Below are 16,232 nucleotides of genomic sequence, written 5' to 3'. Positions count from 1 at the left end.
GTGCGGAATTAATGAGCGTAATTTTAGCATATAATATTGATGACAGATGCAGCTGTATGGATGATTGCGCAGCAGCAACAATGAATAATAAGCGATAAGTCATAGTAAAAGAATTGATGTTATGAAATCACCATTTTTATGGTGCCAATAAAAATGGCGACCCCAATGCTAGGGTCGCCATCGCTTTATCGTATTAATCGGTCAAAACATGATAGCTTACGCCGTCTTTTTAAAACGCTTACGATACATTTTACGGATGATTGGCATGAAGATCATGACCACGACCAGACCCCATAGCGCTACTGTGATTGGGCTACTCCATAGAATAGCCATCTCACCTTGAGAGATAGACAGAGCACGTCTGAGGTTAGACTCCATCAGCTCACCCAATACATAACCTAAGATCAGCGCTGATAATGGGAATTGCAGTTTACGTAAGAAATAACCAAAGATACCCAGTCCTACCATAAACACCATATCAAAAGTGGTGCTGTTGATAGAGTAAACACCAACGAAACTGATAGCAGCGATTGATGGGATCAAGATATAGTTTGGTACGTTAAGTAGCTTAGAGAAGAAGCCAACCAACGGAATGTTCATGACCAACAAAATGACGTTACAGATAAACAATGAAGCGATAAGGCCCCAAACCACATCAGGCTGTTCTGTAAATAGCTGTGGCCCTGGCGTGATGTTGTACAACGTCAACGCACCCATCATAACCGCTGTCGTACCAGAACCCGGTACACCCAGCGTCAACATCGGTACGAATGAACCACACGCTGAGGCGTTGTTGGCCGCTTCTGGAGATGCAAGACCACGAAGGTCGCCTTCACCGAATTTACCATCATCGCCCGCGATTTTACGTTCACTGGCATAGGTCATCGCACTGGCGATTGTTGCGCCAGCACCAGGCAAGATACCAACGAAGAAGCCCATTGCGCCACTACGTATCATGGCACCAATCGTAAAGAGGAATTCTTTTAGGTTGAATAAGCTGCGTTTACCTTGTGCGATTACTTTGCCACCTGTACTGGTTCTTTCGAGCAAAATCAAGATTTCACTAACACTGAAGAAGCCAATAACGATGGTGGTAAACTGAATGCCGTCAGACAAATTGACGGAGTCAAAAGTGTAGCGATAAATACCGGTAACGGCATCGACACCGACAGTCGCAAGACCCAGACCGATCAAGGCTGAAACGGCCGTTTTAATCGGCTGATCACCGACCAAACCACTCAAACAGCAAATGGCGAATACCATCAAGACGAAGTATTCCGCAGGCCCAAAAGACACTGCCCATTTCGCCAGTAACGGCGCGAACAACACCACACCGATGGTGGCAATCGTCGAACCAATAAACGAGGCGACCGCAGATATGGACAAGGCAATACCGGCTTTGCCCTGTGTTGCTAGGGGATTACCGTCCAATGAGGTCATCACCGCCGCTGCAGATCCAGGGACGTTCAGTAGAATGGCAGAAATACGTCCACCATATTCACAACCAAGATAAACTGCTGCCAACAAGATAAGCGCACTCTCTGGTGGCAGACCAAGGGCAAAGGCAAAAGGTAATAAAATTGCCACCCCGTTAATAGGGCCAAGACCCGGCAGCATACCCACAACTGTACCGATAAACGCGCCAATGAGGGCAATCAGTAAGTTTTTGGGCAACATTGCTACGCCGAAACCGTGCATTAAAAAGTCAAAAGTTTCCATAATAGCTATCCCATTATTCCTGATAATATTCCAAGTGGCAGAATGACGTCCAGTGCCATGTCAAATAAGACATAGAGGGCGATACTGATCACAACTGAAAAGATAATACTTTTAACAGGATTGCCGGCGAACAAGAGACCAACTGCAAAACACATCAGCGTGGTTGCAATAATAAAACCGAGTGGCTCAAAAATTAAGCTGTAGATCAGCAATGCGCTGACACATAGGACTAGGTTTCTAATGACGACCTTGTTGTAACCTAAATCAATCGCTTTGGTAAAGCGCGCTGGACGAAAGGCAATAACTGAGGTCAAAAGTGCCATTAAGGAGAAAATTAAGATAGGATAGGGGCGAGGACCGATAGGGTCATAGGCAATGGGAGCGACGTAACCGATAGCTAAATAAACGAAAAATAAGCTAACCAGTGCCATCAATCCAGAGAACGCACGTTCCATCGTCATATAAGTATTCCTTAAATTTCAAAATAAAAGGTTGATAGATATCTCATCTGTCAACCTTCGATAAATACTAAGCAGTGTAGTATTCACTCATTAAGGGGATATGATCTTAGTAATACTATTTGGCAGCATCAACAAGACCGTACTCAGCAGACAATTCACGTAGCTCACCAGTACGCTTATAAACATACTGCTCAAGCTCTTCGCCAGTCATAGAGAATGGTAGGAGCTCTTGCTGTTCACGTAATTCTGCGAATTTTGGATCAGCAAGCATTTTATCAAATGACGCTTTCCACCAATCGTATGCCGCAGGGCTCACATCTGGACCCATGTAGTAACCACGAACGACAGGCCAAGACACATCATAGCCTTGCTCGATAGCCGTAGGAATATTCTCCATTGAGCCGCCCAGTCTTTTGTCTGCAAACACAGCTAGTACACGCAATTTGCCAGCACTGGCTTGTGGCATCAGCTCGGCAATGCCAGAGCTTACGACAGTCACATGGTTACCCATCACCGCAGTAATGGCTTCGCCGCCACCTTCCATAGCGACATAAGTCATATCGCTAGGGTTAACGCCAACGGCTTTGGCCAAAATAGCGGTTTGCATCCAATCCTGACCGCCAACACTACCACCAGCGGCGAAGCTCACCGCTTTTGGATCTGATTTAAGCTCAGCAACCAAGTCATCCAGATTTTGGATGGGCGAGTCAGTATTAACGGCAATAGCACCGTAATCGGTACCTACGGCTGCGAGCCATTTCACATCTTCTTCAGTGAATTTACCGAACTTACCTTGTGATAAGTTTAGGATAGAACCTGTTGAGAACGCGATAATGGCGTCTTCGTTAGCACGATCATTGGCGACGATTTTGTTATACGCAACTGCACCAACGCCGCCAGGCATGTAAGTGACGCGCATGGGATCTTCTAAGATACCAGTATCTTTTAAGCCGGCTTGAGCAAGCTTACACGTCAAGTCAAAACCGCCACCTGGCTTTGCAGGAGCGATACATTCTGGACGTGAAGGACCTTCAAAAGCGCTTTGATCAGCAGCAGCGGTATCAGCAGTATCGCTAGCATTGTTACAAGCAGTAAGAGAGAGGACAGAGAGGCCTAGAGCCAAATAGGATAGTTTTTTCACACGACACTCCTTGTGTGTTGAGGTCACTAAAAATTAAGCCATTATCACCAGACATATTGGGTAATGCACCCAAATGCTAGATAGCCATCTTTAGTCAGCGTGGTTTTTTATAGGGTATCAACCATGCTGAACCAAGTGCGCCATATTGACGTGCTATAGCCAATCAGATATCGCAGCGATAACGAGACTTGAGGGGTATATTTTCTTTGAATCTAGCGCAAAAGATGAGAAGCATTTTGCGCTAAAGGGGAATGTGGCATGGCAAAAAAATCGAAATAATCATTGCTGGGTTGTTTATTCACCACGACTAAGTAAACATTCCTTGCAGGATTATGTAGTAAAATGAAAAATAACACAAGCGTATCTATACAAATTATTGTCTAAACATACATATGTTTTGATATGTTTATATCGAAATCCAATCGGTTACAAAATCCTGATGTCGTAAATTGCCGTCTTCTTGAGTCAAGGTTGCGAGGTAGTCTTTAGTATGTTGCTGCCAAAATGTAAACCGATCTGATGACAATTTATCGGTCAATCGCAGCCAGCGTAAATAAATCAGCCATGTGTTTAACACATCACTTTCGCAGTACACGGTCAGCGTTTGCCACTGCTGGTCGCTGACCAAGTCACCGACCATACTGCCATCCACATGAGTCTTACCAGGTAGGCCGTAAAGGCTGGCGACAACATCCATAGACTGGCGTGCGCTGGCGCCAAACTGACTGAATCTATCCATCAGATCCAGATGACGACTGTGATAGCGATTGATATAGTTGTCATAACGCATCTCACGCACGCGGTCACCTTCCTCAAATAAGAGTGGCACGCTCAAATCGTAGAGCATGGCGCGATAGATGAGCACAGGGATGTCAAAGCCTGAGCCATTCCAACTGACCAGCTGCGGTAAATCCTGAAAGTCACTAAACGCGCGAAAGAATTTACGTAAGATTTCTTTTTCCGATAGGTTTTCGGCACTTAAGGAAAACAGCTTGGTTTCACCATTTTTAATGTATAGTGCGGAAATACAGACGATACGCTGGAGCGGCAGACGCATAAAATCACGCCCCGTTTCTTGTACGCGAATCGACTGCAGAGCACTTAATGTGTCATCATCGTTTAGCTCAGCCAGCTTGGGGTAAATGCGCCGCGCCGCTTCAATATCAGCGATGGTCTCGATATCGAAGATGAGCACCGGATTGTAAGGTAAGTCATGGGTCATCAGAAGGTCCTAAGTGCTCATAGGCACGAATGGGCAAGGTGCCGCTTATGGGTTAGAGAAATCACTATCGCTGCTGTCATCAATACTGTAAAGCCCTGTGGATAAATAGCGGTCACCGCGATCACAGACGATAAAGGCAATCACAGCATCAGGGTTGGTGCGCGCGACTTCTAACGCGGCCCATGCTGCTGCGCCTGAGGACACGCCTGCAAAAATGCCTTCGGTTTTGGCCAGTTTGCGCATATGGATTTCTGCGACTTGCTGATCAACGTCCATCACGTCATCGATCAAATCGGCTTCAAAAATGCCGGGCTTATAAGCGGCAGGCCAGCGGCGGATACCCGCGATAGAGGCAGTTTCGTCAGGCTGAAGTCCAATAATCTTGACATCAGGATTTTGCTCTTTGAGGTATTTGGCCACACCAGTGATGGTGCCTGTGGTACCCATAGAGCTGATAAAATGGGTAATTTTGCCTTCAGTCTGCTGCCAAAGCTCAGGGCCTGTGGTCAGATAGTGGGCTTGTTTGTTATCAGGATTGTTGAACTGATCCAGTACCACGCCCAGCCCTTCTGCTTGCATTTGTAGTGCCATATCACGCGCCGCTTCCATGCCCTCATCGACTTCTATCAAGGTTGCACCGTAGGCGGCCATGGCATCTTTACGCTCTTGGGTAGAGTTGGTAGGCATCAATAAGATGATGGGGTAGCCGCGCATCGCTGCCACCATGGCCAAAGCAATACCGGTATTACCGCTGGTGGCTTCTATTAATGTATCACCCGGCTTGATGTCACCACGCTGCTCAGCTTGATAAATCATATTAAACGCGGGGCGGTCTTTGACTGAGCCTGCAGGATTGTTGCCTTCTAGTTTGGCCAAAAGCTGCGCGCCGTTATTGATACATGCTTGTTCAGGCAAACGCTGCAGTTGAACGAGCGGCGTCTGACCCACGCAATCGGCAAGAGTGGTGACTTGAGTGATGAAGTTCGAGTTTGACATAGCCGTAGACGACATAAGGCTTCCTTGAGTGGTATTGGCGAATATCTGCCTCTAAATAAAAGGGAATATCAGCGATAAATAATAGCGACCGCAAGCACATTACGGCAAACAATAGAGCAATAAAAATGGCGTTATTATATCAGTTTGTGCCTATTTGCGTAGATCATGCCCCAACTTTTGCAACAAGTTTACAGAGTTGCTGGGGGTGTACCATGTGAATGATACGATAGGTTCGCTGTCAGAATACTGATAAAATAAGCCCAATGCGACACTGATGATCAGCGCGTTTGCTCACAGAATAACGGTGCGCGTGTCACAAAAGCAACAACGGAGTTTGAAAAACGCATGGCATATAAAAAACGCTTTGATACCAGTACCGCCTATGGTCAGCTGATCTTATTGGTGTTTTTACCCATTTGTGTACTGGCTACGGTTGGCGGGATTTTGGTATTTCATGAAACCATGCGTGCCAGCGAGTCCGAGCAAGAAGCATTGGCTGAAGCGGTATTAATTCGCTACAAGCCAATGGCGGTAGAGTTGATTCCTGACTTATTGGCGCAGGAGCGTCAGCAAATTGCAGATAATGAAAAGACTGTTCAAAAAATTGTCGAGCAAAGCACAGCGCCTAGTAACCAGCCATCCCTTGAGAGCAGCTTAAAAGACACTCAGGTGGCGCTGTCACAAGTACATTCTGATAACTATATGGCCTCAGGTGGGGATCGTTTAAGCAGTGCAGTACTGTCAGAAGAAACCATCGGTCGCGTAACCACGCCGCTACAATCAAATACCATGAGCGTTGATGAGAGTTTGCTGGATGCGGATAATAAACCACAAGGCGCGATTGCCACACTGGTGACCATTCGCGATAAGCTCAGCCGTATGCAATCAGAGCAGCATGTGCAGCGTATTGCCATTATCCGAGATAACAATCAAGTATTGGCAACCGTGGGTTATGGGGTGAATTACACATGGCCACTGATTGATACCAGCAAGCGTTTTTTGTCGCGGCAAACCACGCCAATCGGAACGGCCTATGGTACGTTTTTGGGCAGTTTTGAAGGCGATCGTTTATGGCTATTGGTCGATATGGACAATGAGCCGCTGTATATCTCACGCTACCGCATTGCGATGGCGTTGGTGATTACGGGGTTGTTTACCATCTTGATTTTACTGCTGAGCCTCAATATCTATGCCAAACGCTGGATTGCGCCTATTTATGAGCTGCGCTTACGTTTGCAGCGCACCCACGTGGACAACTTGTATAAGCCCATCCCTGTAGAGTCTGATGGCGAACTCAACCTATTGCAGCAAGACTTGGTAAAAACCCTGCGCCGATTGCACAGCAGTTTTCAAGAGCTAAAAAGCCACGCCGAGCAGACCGAAGATGACTTGCGTTTGGCGTTTGATGAGATGGAAATGCAGAACATTTCCATCCGTAACGCCCGTGATGCCGCGATTTCGACCAGTCAGGCCAAGTCTGCATTTTTAGCCAATATCAGCCACGAGCTGCGTACGCCCTTAAACAGTATCGATGGCTTTATTAACCTGCTGGCGCGTCACGGTGAATTAAACCCTGAGCAAGACCTCTATGTGCAAACCATTCGCAAATCTTCTGCGCATTTATTGGCACTGGTTAATGACGTTTTGGACTTCTCCAAAATCGAGGCTGGCAAGTTGGTACTGGATCGACATGAGTTTGATTTGTATGACACCATTTATGACGTGGTGGACATGCTCTCGCCAGTGGCAGCGGAAAAGGGACTGCGTATGGCAGTGCTGTTTTATAATGATGTGCCGATGCGCATCAATGGCGATGCGCTGCGCCTCAAGCAAGTATTGACCAATATCGTGGGTAATGCGATTAAGTTTACCGATAGCGGCGATGTGGTGGTACGTGTCAGCTTGGATGATCATCAGGACAACTGCTTGATGATTAGTGTGCAAGATAGCGGTAAAGGCATCTCACCTACTGATCAAAAAATGTTGTTCCAAAGCTTCAGCCAAGGCGATCCGTCTATCACACGTCAATATGGCGGTACAGGACTGGGGCTGGTCATCTCAAAACAGCTGACTCGGTTGATGGGCGGCGATATTGGTTTTTATGACAATGCACAAGAAAACATTGCCAACCAAGGTGCAACGTTTTGGTTTCGCATGCTAACCCATGTCGATGTGTTAGAGGCCGCCACTGGTCAAAGCATTTTGCCCCCAGTCTTGGCACCTTTGGCTAGCGCTACCGATACTTTCAACGTGTTGGTATGGATCAACCACACTGCATCTAAGCAGGTGCTCAAAGCCAGTCTTCAAAACCTACCCATTACTTTAACTGAAGCCAACTCTTTGCCCGGTGTCCTTGAGTCGTTAAAAGAGCGCGGTAATTATTGGGATTGGGTGATTGTTGATAACGATACGCAAGATGACATGATGGCGCTGTTAAAACAAATTCGCCTGCACTATCAGGGCAAGCTTGCCGTCTTTGGTTATCAAGTGGCTGCTGATCAGACCTTGCTCAATCGCTACCATGCCAATATTTTGTACGAGCCGTTAGACAAGCGCCAATTATATGCCATGCTCGATACCCAAAAACGTGAAGATAGCGCGCAAGTGTCGACACCGCGCTGGCATGGCGTCACCGTACTGGCTGTGGACGATCATCTGCCCAATCTGCTGGTACTCGATGCTTTACTTAGCGAGTTGGGTATTCATGTGATTACCGCTAATAGCGGCTTTGATGCTATTGAACTGATCAGCAAGCAGCAGGTTAAAGATAGCAAAACAGCTAAAGCAGATCGAAAAGTATTGTCACACAAAACCCAACTGTCTAAAGCAGAATTGCGCGCGCATACCAATAGCGCACAGTCAGCCGCAAGTCAAGATACAGCATCTGACAATGATACTGAGTCAGACAGTGCCGAGCATATCGACCTGATCTTTATGGACATTCAAATGCCCCGTATGTCGGGCCGAGAAGCAGCAGAGCAAATTCGCAATATTGAAAATCCTGACAAACGCATTCCCATTATCGCACTGACGGCACACGGCCTCTCTGATGAGCGTGACAAGCTGATGGCCAGTGGTATTGACGATTATGTGGGCAAGCCCATTAGCCAACCGCAGTTGTTGCAGATATTACAAAAATGGCTGGGACGCACTCAGGGCGAAACCACAAGTGTCCTACCAAGCGATGTGCCTGCCAGTCATTCAGCAGTCGCCTTACACAATGATATATCACCATCTGTTGTCTCAGACGAGCCGCAACATGACAACGATATGATGCCGTCTGCACTATCCATAGCAAATGTCATGAACGATGAGCATCTTGGTGATGCCACCTTACAGTTGGACACGGTTCAAAAGATTCCTCGCCCATTGTCATTAAAGAAAATTCGCGATGACTATATGCGCGACAGTCAGCCGCGTGATGATCATTTGCGTGAGCCGCAACGCGCTACTCAGCCGCGTTATCAAAGCTTGCAGTACCAAAACCAGCCTCAAGAGGTAAACAGTGACGCAGAAGCCCACCATGACCTATCGCCGAACGCAGTTACTCATATAAGCGATGCAGAAGCACTAGCCATCTTTGATTGGAACGATGCGCTCACCCGCTCAGCAAATAAGCCAGATTTGGCCGCCAAGCTGATTATGATGATGATAGATAGTGTCGAAACTGAAAAAAACGATCTGACGCAAGCATGGCAGGCACGTGACCGCGCGCAGTTGGCACAAGTGGCGCACCGTATATTGGGTGCCAGTCGTTACACGGGTGTACCACAGCTGAGAGCGGCCAGTCAGGACTTGGAAGATAAGTGCTTACTCAATGTGCAACACAACACCCCTGTACAGTTTGCGATGTTAGAGCCTTATTATCATACGCTACTACAAGCATTGACCCAGCTACAGGCACTGGACTTGTCTCCTTATCCGCAGCTTGCCTATCACCGCTTGAGTGAAAATGACATGACATGGAAAATGATATAACGTCTATCTGCTGACATACCACCTTGAGTGATCAGGATGAATGACGGAGAGCTTTGGTAGCATATGGTTATGGCACAGAGACGACCTTGGCAGTCAAGAATGGTGGCAGCATAATAGACAAAGGCTTGTTAATATAGCTTGTTTAGATATGATTTTGATACGCATTTTCATTAAAAATTATAGTTAAACATCTCAACAAATAATGGCAACGGCATCGATATCATGATGCAGCTCCTGCATCAGCGCGAATTACCGCTTGTAGCCAGTTATGGTTCTCTCAAGCCCTGTTATTCATGTTACCAAGGACGATCATGCACCCTATCACCACGTACCAATACCGTACCCTGCAAGTGAGTGTTTGCGACGAGGTTTTAAATATCAGCTTACATCGGCCGCAGAAAAAAAATGCCATGAGCTTTGAGATGATGCGTGAGCTGATTGCTGTGGCGACGCGGATACAAGCAGATAAAAACCTGCGAGCGGTCATCATCAAAGGGTCAGAGGGAACGTTTTGTTCAGGGATTGATCTGGCAGACTTGAACCAACCCAAAAACCAAGCATATGCCTTATGGGAATTGTTAAAACCATGGCAAAGCTTGTTTCAGCGCGTCTGTTTGGTCTGGCGCGACGTGCCAATCCCAGTGATCGCGGTACTAGAAGGGCATTGTATAGGTGCGGGCTTGCAACTGGCACTGGCGTGTGATGTGCGTATCAGCCACCCTGACTGCCAGCTGTCAATCATGGAAGCCAAATGGGGGCTTGTGCCAGATATGGGACTTACCCAATCGGCATTGGGACTGGTGCGTGCTGATGTACTCAAAGAGTTGGCCATGAGCGCCCGTGTTGTTGATGGTATGCAAGCGGAGCAATATGGTTTGGTCAGTTACTGTAGCAGCAGTCCGCTGATGCAGGCCCAAGACTTGGCTGACGAGCTTATCCAGCGCTCCCCTGATGCGGTGTTGGCCAGTAAGCGCGTCATCAATGCCATGTATCAACAGTCAGTCGGTACACTATACCAAGAAAAATTGTGGCAAATAAAATTAATACTTGGCCGCAATCGTAAGCTGGCGCTAAAAAAAGCCAAGCAAGCCAGTATTCGTTTTACTCAGCGTCAGTTTCGCTAAGCTGTCTCATTGGTGAATCGGTGCTGAGCGCCATTTCTATGGCCTTGGCAGCAACAGTATTGTCCAATATAAAAAATCGCGTCTTTAAGGCGCGTTTTTATATGGCTGTCTGCTGTCTGTTGAAATGGCAGTTTATGTCACGATATAGCATTATCTATAGAACAACTGAATGATCAAACCACTCATTGATAAAATAACCACTAAAAATAATTCCTCCCTCATTCTACAAAACGGTCTGTGTTATGTCTGCTCCAAAATCTACGCCGCCTAGCGCGGCTGCTTCTACCCCCGTTCGATCAGCTGAGCTGCCTGTTGCTTGGATTATGATGCTTGGGCTTATGGTGGCGGTTGGGCCGTTATCCATTGATATGTATCTGCCCGCGCTGCCGTCGATGGCAGATAGCTTTGGTGTGCCCACCGCCTTTATTGCCAACTCCGTGCCTGCCTATTTTGTGGGTTTGGTATTTGGCCAGCTGTTTTATGGTCCTTTTAGCGACCGAGTAGGGCGCGTCAAACCGCTGTATATTGGCATGACGCTCTATGTGATTGCCTCGGTCGTGTGTGCAACGACAGAAAATGAGTATGTGCTTTTTGTAGGACGCACCGTGCAAGCGCTCGGTGCTTGCGTTGGCGCTGTGGTGACGCGCGCTGCAATCCGTGACCGTCTAACCGCGCGGCAAACGGCAAAAGCCTTTTCTATCATGATATTGGTAATGGGACTAGCACCTATCTTGGCACCCTCACTTGGTGCGCTGTTCCTACAGTTCTTCAATTGGCATTCGATTTTTTGGTTTTTGGCCGCTTTTGGTGCCCTCAACTTGCTGTTGACCAAGTTCTTTTTCTTTGAAACCTTGGCCGAAGAGAATCGAAATGTGCGTCCAGCAAAAGAGGTGCTCAGTCAGTACTGGGATTTATTAAAAGACCCAACTTTTAATTATCCGGCCATTGGCGGTGGCCTGTTAATGGGCGCGATGTTTGTTTATATCAGTGCCGCCTCCGAGCTGTTGATGGATATGTATGGTATGTCAGCAACACACTTTAGCTGGGTATTTGGTGCCAATGCGGCAGGTTTTGTGGCTCTGACGCAGCTTAACCAATGGCTGACCAATCGTTTTCGTATTTTAAGTATTTTACGATTCGGGGCGATGATGCAAGTAGTGTCGGCTGGCGTGCTGTTTGTCATTGGTTTGATGTTGGGTACGGATGCGTGGCTGCCACTGGTACTAGCGTGTATTTTCTTCTGTATTGCCGGATTGGGTTTGACCCAGCCTAATGCTTCGGCAATTGCATTGGCTTTTCAAAAACGCCGTGCAGGCATGGCAAGCGCCCTACAAGGTTCATTGATGTTTTCTGTCGGTATATTTGGCGGTCTATTATTAAATCTATTCCCCGTCAATCCCGTGCTCAAAATCGGTATTGCGATGTTTGCACTCATGAGTATTGGCACCTTTTTGATTTGGCAAATAGACAGCAACCTAAGCCTTGATGATGCAGAGTAGCTTAACCCCAGTTTTTAAAAGCCCTTTTTTATAAAGGACTTTTTTATGCCTGTTGTTCGCTGAGTAAATGATTTTTGTTGACATTGAATAAGTCCACAAAAGGTAGCGAAATGTATTGCCTTTACAAAACAGTTGCAATACTATTAATATTAATTGTAAGTAATATAAGTTTTACTTATATATTGAGTAGTACCAAGTCTCGACTGACCAAAACAGTCCGCTTTCAATTCTTATTTAACGCAGCAAGGACACGCTATGACAGCGCTATATCGCATATTACCCATGGTATTGAGCGTCGGTATTTTCGGGTGTAGTAACTCTACCTCAGAGACGCCAACCACCGAAACCAAGACCACCGAAACAGCAACCGCTCAAAACACGTTACCTGACTCAGCACCTATCGTAAAAATGGCCAATGATTTCAACTTTGCACCTTATGATTTCAAAGATGAATACGGCAATACGACCGGCTTTGACATAGAATTAATGGAAAAGATTGCAGCAGATCAGGGTTTTAAGCTTGAGAAGTTCAATGATGACTGGGAAGTGATTTTTGATAACTTGGATGCTAAGAAGCGAGATATGATTGCTGCTGCTGTTCCTTATAGTGCGGAGCGTGCTAGCAAATATTTACTCTCAGATCCCTATGCCCCGCTACCATCCACCATTCTCTATGTTGACGAAGACATCACCATTAATTCGTTAGATGATTTAGATGATGTCAGTCTTGGCGTGCTGATTAACACGGTGCAACTTGACTACTTCACAAGTGGTCAGGTTCCAGTAAAAGAGGTGACCTCCTATGCGACTACCTTTGCTGCTGTGCAAGCCATGGCCCAAGGTAAAATTGACGCGGTTGCGGAAGATGCAGGGGCGTTACGATATCTTATGAGGGGCATACCACAATTAACCCCCAAATACTTTGATTATGAAGATATCCGTTCAGAATCTGCTTTTAAAGTGCTGGTTGTCGACAAAGATCAGCCTGAGCTGCTAGAAAAAGTAAATGCTGGCCTTAAAAACCTCAAGCAAGATGGTACTTATGCTGCATTGACTGAAAAATGGTTCGGTGAGGACTTGACTGCTGACGTCTTATCACAAGAAGATATGCCTATGGCGCAATGATGGCTGGTCATGTGTAACATCTACCAGCAATGAGCGATAATTGAGCAACTGATTATTTTATTAACAATAATGAAGCCGCGATAACATTGGTTACTGCGGCTTCATTATGCCTATTGCATTATTTTTTAGTTAGCAATTAACTGAAAAGTATTGTACCAATTTATCAGTAAAACTCAGTCATGAACGATGCTTTTTTATATTTACGTTTATAACGAAAACCAAATAGCATCAATACCTTTTGTATGTCTTCAGTTATCAATAATGTGTAGATATAGATATTGCAATAGATCTCTTGCATAAGTCATCGCTAGCCCTTGTGACTTCGTTAGTTAAAGTCAATAAACTGGTACTTTTGCAAGAGGTCTAATGATAGGATTCAATGGGTAGTATCTAAAGTAAGCTTATGTTGAAAAACAAGGAAAGTAAGCTTGTGTTAAAAACTAGGAGAAAAATATTATCCCATTTTGCTAAAAACTATTCATTAAACCGCATGATAACGCTAATTTTCAAGAAATGATTATGAAGCAGTTATATCAAGTCTTACCCATTCTATTAAGTGTTGGCATCTTTGGGTGTAATAACGCTAGTACGCCAGAAAATGCGGGCACTACAACACATCTCAAGAGTCGCAAGAGGAATTTGTCAGTAGTATTCCTAACTCAGCGCCAGTATACAAAGTAGCCACCACTGGTGTCACGCCTCCGTATTCATCTCAGGATGATTATGGCAACCTGCAAGGTATTGATATTGACGCTATTCGAGTAGTTGGAGAAACGCAAGGCTTTAAGGTAGAGTTTTATCAGGAGCCATGGGTTCAGATGTTTAATACGGTCGAGGCGGGTACTAGAGATATGGCGTTGGCAGGTATGGCCTATACGCCTGATAGAGTCAGTAAATATGGCTTATCCGATCCTTATTTTTTCAGCCCTTCTGCATTAATATAGAAAAACCCTGATTTAAAGATTGAAAAATTAGAAAACATTAAAGGACTAAAAGTTGGAGGATAGGGCGGAGGAAAGTCTATTGCTCAAGCCAGAGAAGTGGGTGGCTATTCAGATTTGGAATCTGAAAAAATAGTGTTTTTGTTGTTTGAAAAACTCAAGCAAGGCGAATACGATGTGATAACGAATAGCTCTGTTGTTTGGCGCTATATCGCCAAAAGCTACCTAGACAGCAATGTGACGATTGTGCCCTATGAAGATGAGAATGAACCATCTGCTTATCAGGTCGTGCTCATGGCAAAAGACAATACCCAGCTGATTGGTACTGTGAACGAAGGTATTGCAAAACTCAAAGAAGAAGGAAAGTTTAAAAAGATTGAAGAAAAATGGCTTGGGGACGCACCTCCTGCGGTCAGCACGGCTGTCATCGCGGGACAAGCAAATTAAAGGTGCCCTAAAATTAAATGTGCTCTATACGGTTACCATTAATGGGGGAGACAACAAATGTTATCCCCGCCGCATTGATTAGGCGGCATTTTTTCGTCCTTGATTCACTCCGTCTTTTTAGCATGAGCTTATGACGTTACATGGTTACGAATTATCATACCTTAGCATGACATCATTTATTTTATTAATATGAAACTATGTTGACTAAAAAACATAAAAACCTTTTGTATACAGATGCTTATCGCATCACATGCGAACATAGTTATTGCAATAATAAAATTTGACACGTATTATTTACTATAACTTTATATAAATAAGTATTGTGGAAATATTGCTTTACCTTACTAAATCATTATTTATCGCACTGTCCACTAACGTTAATTTCCAAGGATGGATCATGAAGCAATTGTACCGAGTTTTACCAATCATTCTGAGTGCCGGTATCTTTGGCTGCAGCAACTCCAGCACCCCAGAGAGCAGCACAGCTGAAACCAATACGCCCCCACCTACTGCTAAAGAAGGACAAGACGACTTTGTCAGTAGCCTGCCAGACTCAGCACCTGTATTAAAAGTAGCCACAACTGGTAACCTAGCCCCTTACTCAATGCAAGACGACTACGGCAATATGCAGGGTATCGATATTGATATTATTCGTGCTATTGGAGAAGATCAGGGTTTTAAAGTCGAGTTTTATAAAGAAACATGGCAAGAGCTGTTTGATAGCGTTGTTTCGGGTGATCGAGATTTGGCCATCTCAGGTATCTCTTACAATGACCAGCGTAATGAAAAGTATGGCTTATCTATGCCTTACTACTTCAATCCTTCCGCGATTATGTACAAAACAGGTGAACATCAACTCAGTACCTTAAATGATCTAAAAGGCTTGCGTGTCGGTGTTTTAGAAGGAGCTAAGCAAGCGGATCAGATGGAAGCGGTCGGTGGTCAAGAAAGCCTTACTGGACTCCCGACAGGATTTTTATTATATGAAAATCTAGTACAAGACAATATTGATGTCGCACTGCTTGATGCACCGATTTTACAATATACTGCTAAGAACCACCCAGAATATGATTTGACTGTGGTGCCATATGAAAAAGAATCTGACCCAGCATCTCAATCAGTGATATTGATGGCTAAAGGCAATGATCAACTGATTGATACTATCAACCAAGGTATTGCTAATCTAAAACAGAAAGGTGCCATTGAAGAGATTGATTCACGCTGGTTGGATAAGTAAGGTAGCGTATAAACGATTGAGGAGATAACAGCCAATAAAGGCAGGGTATAGTGATGGCAGTTTTAATATATGTCGATAGTAAAATGTAGCACGACTCGACCACTTCCACTGCATTATCCCTGTCTTTAATAGCGTCTTTCTTTGCATTCAATTTTTATTCCTGACGCTTGTTTAAAAAAAGCGCCTTTTATTAATCAAAGTGACAGAGTTACAAACCATAATTTTTTGGCTTTACTATACTTATATATGAGTACAGGTATCAACTTTCTCGTAATAACACTATTTTGTTGATTTATTTAACGAAATATCAAAGGCTAAGAGCAACTTACACAAGAGATCTAT

Annotated in this window: 12 protein-coding genes; 7 read left to right on the top strand and 5 right to left on the bottom strand. The window is 45.1% G+C overall.

Annotated elements, in window-relative coordinates:
• Positions 1–216: 216 nt before the first annotated feature.
• The 5 genes from ACFI32_RS00385 to cysM all read right to left on the bottom strand — a co-directional run bounded on the left by ACFI32_RS00385 (position 217) and on the right by cysM (position 5,554).
• Positions 217–1,719, bottom strand: a complete 1,503-nt coding sequence (locus ACFI32_RS00385; RefSeq protein WP_462624509.1) for a tripartite tricarboxylate transporter permease — start codon at positions 1,717–1,719, stop codon at positions 217–219.
• A 5-nt stretch (positions 1,720–1,724) separates the two neighbouring features.
• Entirely contained in the window at positions 1,725–2,180 is a 456-nt protein-coding gene (locus ACFI32_RS00380) for a tripartite tricarboxylate transporter TctB family protein (RefSeq protein ID WP_462624508.1), read from the bottom strand.
• A gap of 115 nt (positions 2,181–2,295) precedes the next feature.
• On the bottom strand, positions 2,296–3,321 hold the full coding sequence (locus ACFI32_RS00375) for a Bug family tripartite tricarboxylate transporter substrate binding protein (protein ID WP_462624507.1): 1,026 nt from the start codon (positions 3,319–3,321) through the stop codon (positions 2,296–2,298).
• A gap of 406 nt (positions 3,322–3,727) precedes the next feature.
• Positions 3,728–4,543, bottom strand: a complete 816-nt coding sequence (locus tag ACFI32_RS00370; RefSeq protein ID WP_462624506.1) for a 3'-5' exonuclease — start codon at positions 4,541–4,543, stop codon at positions 3,728–3,730.
• Positions 4,544–4,588: 45 nt separating this feature from the next.
• Entirely contained in the window at positions 4,589–5,554 is a 966-nt protein-coding gene (gene cysM / locus ACFI32_RS00365; RefSeq protein WP_462624505.1) for a cysteine synthase CysM, read from the bottom strand.
• Positions 5,555–5,884: 330 nt separating this feature from the next.
• Here cysM and ACFI32_RS00360 point away from each other — a divergent pair, with 330 nt between their 5' ends.
• From ACFI32_RS00360 to ACFI32_RS00330, 7 genes are all read left to right on the top strand, one after another.
• Entirely contained in the window at positions 5,885–9,517 is a 3,633-nt protein-coding gene (locus tag ACFI32_RS00360; RefSeq protein WP_462624504.1) for an ATP-binding protein, read from the top strand.
• 311 nt (positions 9,518–9,828) lie between these two features.
• Positions 9,829–10,641: a crotonase/enoyl-CoA hydratase family protein gene (locus tag ACFI32_RS00355; protein ID WP_462624503.1), complete on the top strand. Its 813-nt coding sequence runs from the start codon at positions 9,829–9,831 to the stop codon at positions 10,639–10,641.
• A 242-nt stretch (positions 10,642–10,883) separates the two neighbouring features.
• Positions 10,884–12,140, top strand: a complete 1,257-nt coding sequence (locus tag ACFI32_RS00350; RefSeq protein WP_462624502.1) for a multidrug effflux MFS transporter — start codon at positions 10,884–10,886, stop codon at positions 12,138–12,140.
• Positions 12,141–12,395: 255 nt separating this feature from the next.
• Positions 12,396–13,265: a substrate-binding periplasmic protein gene (locus tag ACFI32_RS00345; RefSeq protein ID WP_462624501.1), complete on the top strand. Its 870-nt coding sequence runs from the start codon at positions 12,396–12,398 to the stop codon at positions 13,263–13,265.
• A 650-nt stretch (positions 13,266–13,915) separates the two neighbouring features.
• Positions 13,916–14,209, top strand: a complete 294-nt coding sequence (locus ACFI32_RS00340; RefSeq protein WP_462624819.1) for a transporter substrate-binding domain-containing protein — start codon at positions 13,916–13,918, stop codon at positions 14,207–14,209.
• A gap of 114 nt (positions 14,210–14,323) precedes the next feature.
• Complete coding sequence (locus ACFI32_RS00335) at positions 14,324–14,653, top strand: substrate-binding periplasmic protein (RefSeq protein WP_462624500.1); 330 nt, start codon at positions 14,324–14,326, stop codon at positions 14,651–14,653.
• Between the two features lie 397 nt (positions 14,654–15,050).
• On the top strand, positions 15,051–15,890 hold the full coding sequence (locus ACFI32_RS00330; protein WP_462624499.1) for a substrate-binding periplasmic protein: 840 nt from the start codon (positions 15,051–15,053) through the stop codon (positions 15,888–15,890).
• Positions 15,891–16,232 lie beyond the last annotated feature (342 nt).

The sequence above is a fragment of the Psychrobacter sp. PSi21 genome (assembly GCF_054960615.1).
The sequence above is the reverse complement of the archived record's forward strand: the minus strand, read 5'-3'. Positions and strand labels throughout refer to the sequence as shown.

Coding starts and splice junctions, on each gene's coding strand:
- ACFI32_RS00330 (WP_462624499.1), top strand. CDS start 15,051: ATGAAGCAATTGTACCGAGTTTTACCAATCATTCTGAGTGCCGGTATC.
- ACFI32_RS00355 (WP_462624503.1), top strand. CDS start 9,829: ATGCACCCTATCACCACGTACCAATACCGTACCCTGCAAGTGAGTGTT.
- ACFI32_RS00345 (WP_462624501.1), top strand. CDS start 12,396: ATGACAGCGCTATATCGCATATTACCCATGGTATTGAGCGTCGGTATT.
- ACFI32_RS00360 (WP_462624504.1), top strand. CDS start 5,885: ATGGCATATAAAAAACGCTTTGATACCAGTACCGCCTATGGTCAGCTG.
- ACFI32_RS00380 (WP_462624508.1), bottom strand. CDS start 2,180: ATGACGATGGAACGTGCGTTCTCTGGATTGATGGCACTGGTTAGCTTA.
- ACFI32_RS00370 (WP_462624506.1), bottom strand. CDS start 4,543: ATGACCCATGACTTACCTTACAATCCGGTGCTCATCTTCGATATCGAG.
- cysM (WP_462624505.1), bottom strand. CDS start 5,554: ATGTCGTCTACGGCTATGTCAAACTCGAACTTCATCACTCAAGTCACC.
- ACFI32_RS00350 (WP_462624502.1), top strand. CDS start 10,884: ATGTCTGCTCCAAAATCTACGCCGCCTAGCGCGGCTGCTTCTACCCCC.
- ACFI32_RS00385 (WP_462624509.1), bottom strand. CDS start 1,719: ATGGAAACTTTTGACTTTTTAATGCACGGTTTCGGCGTAGCAATGTTG.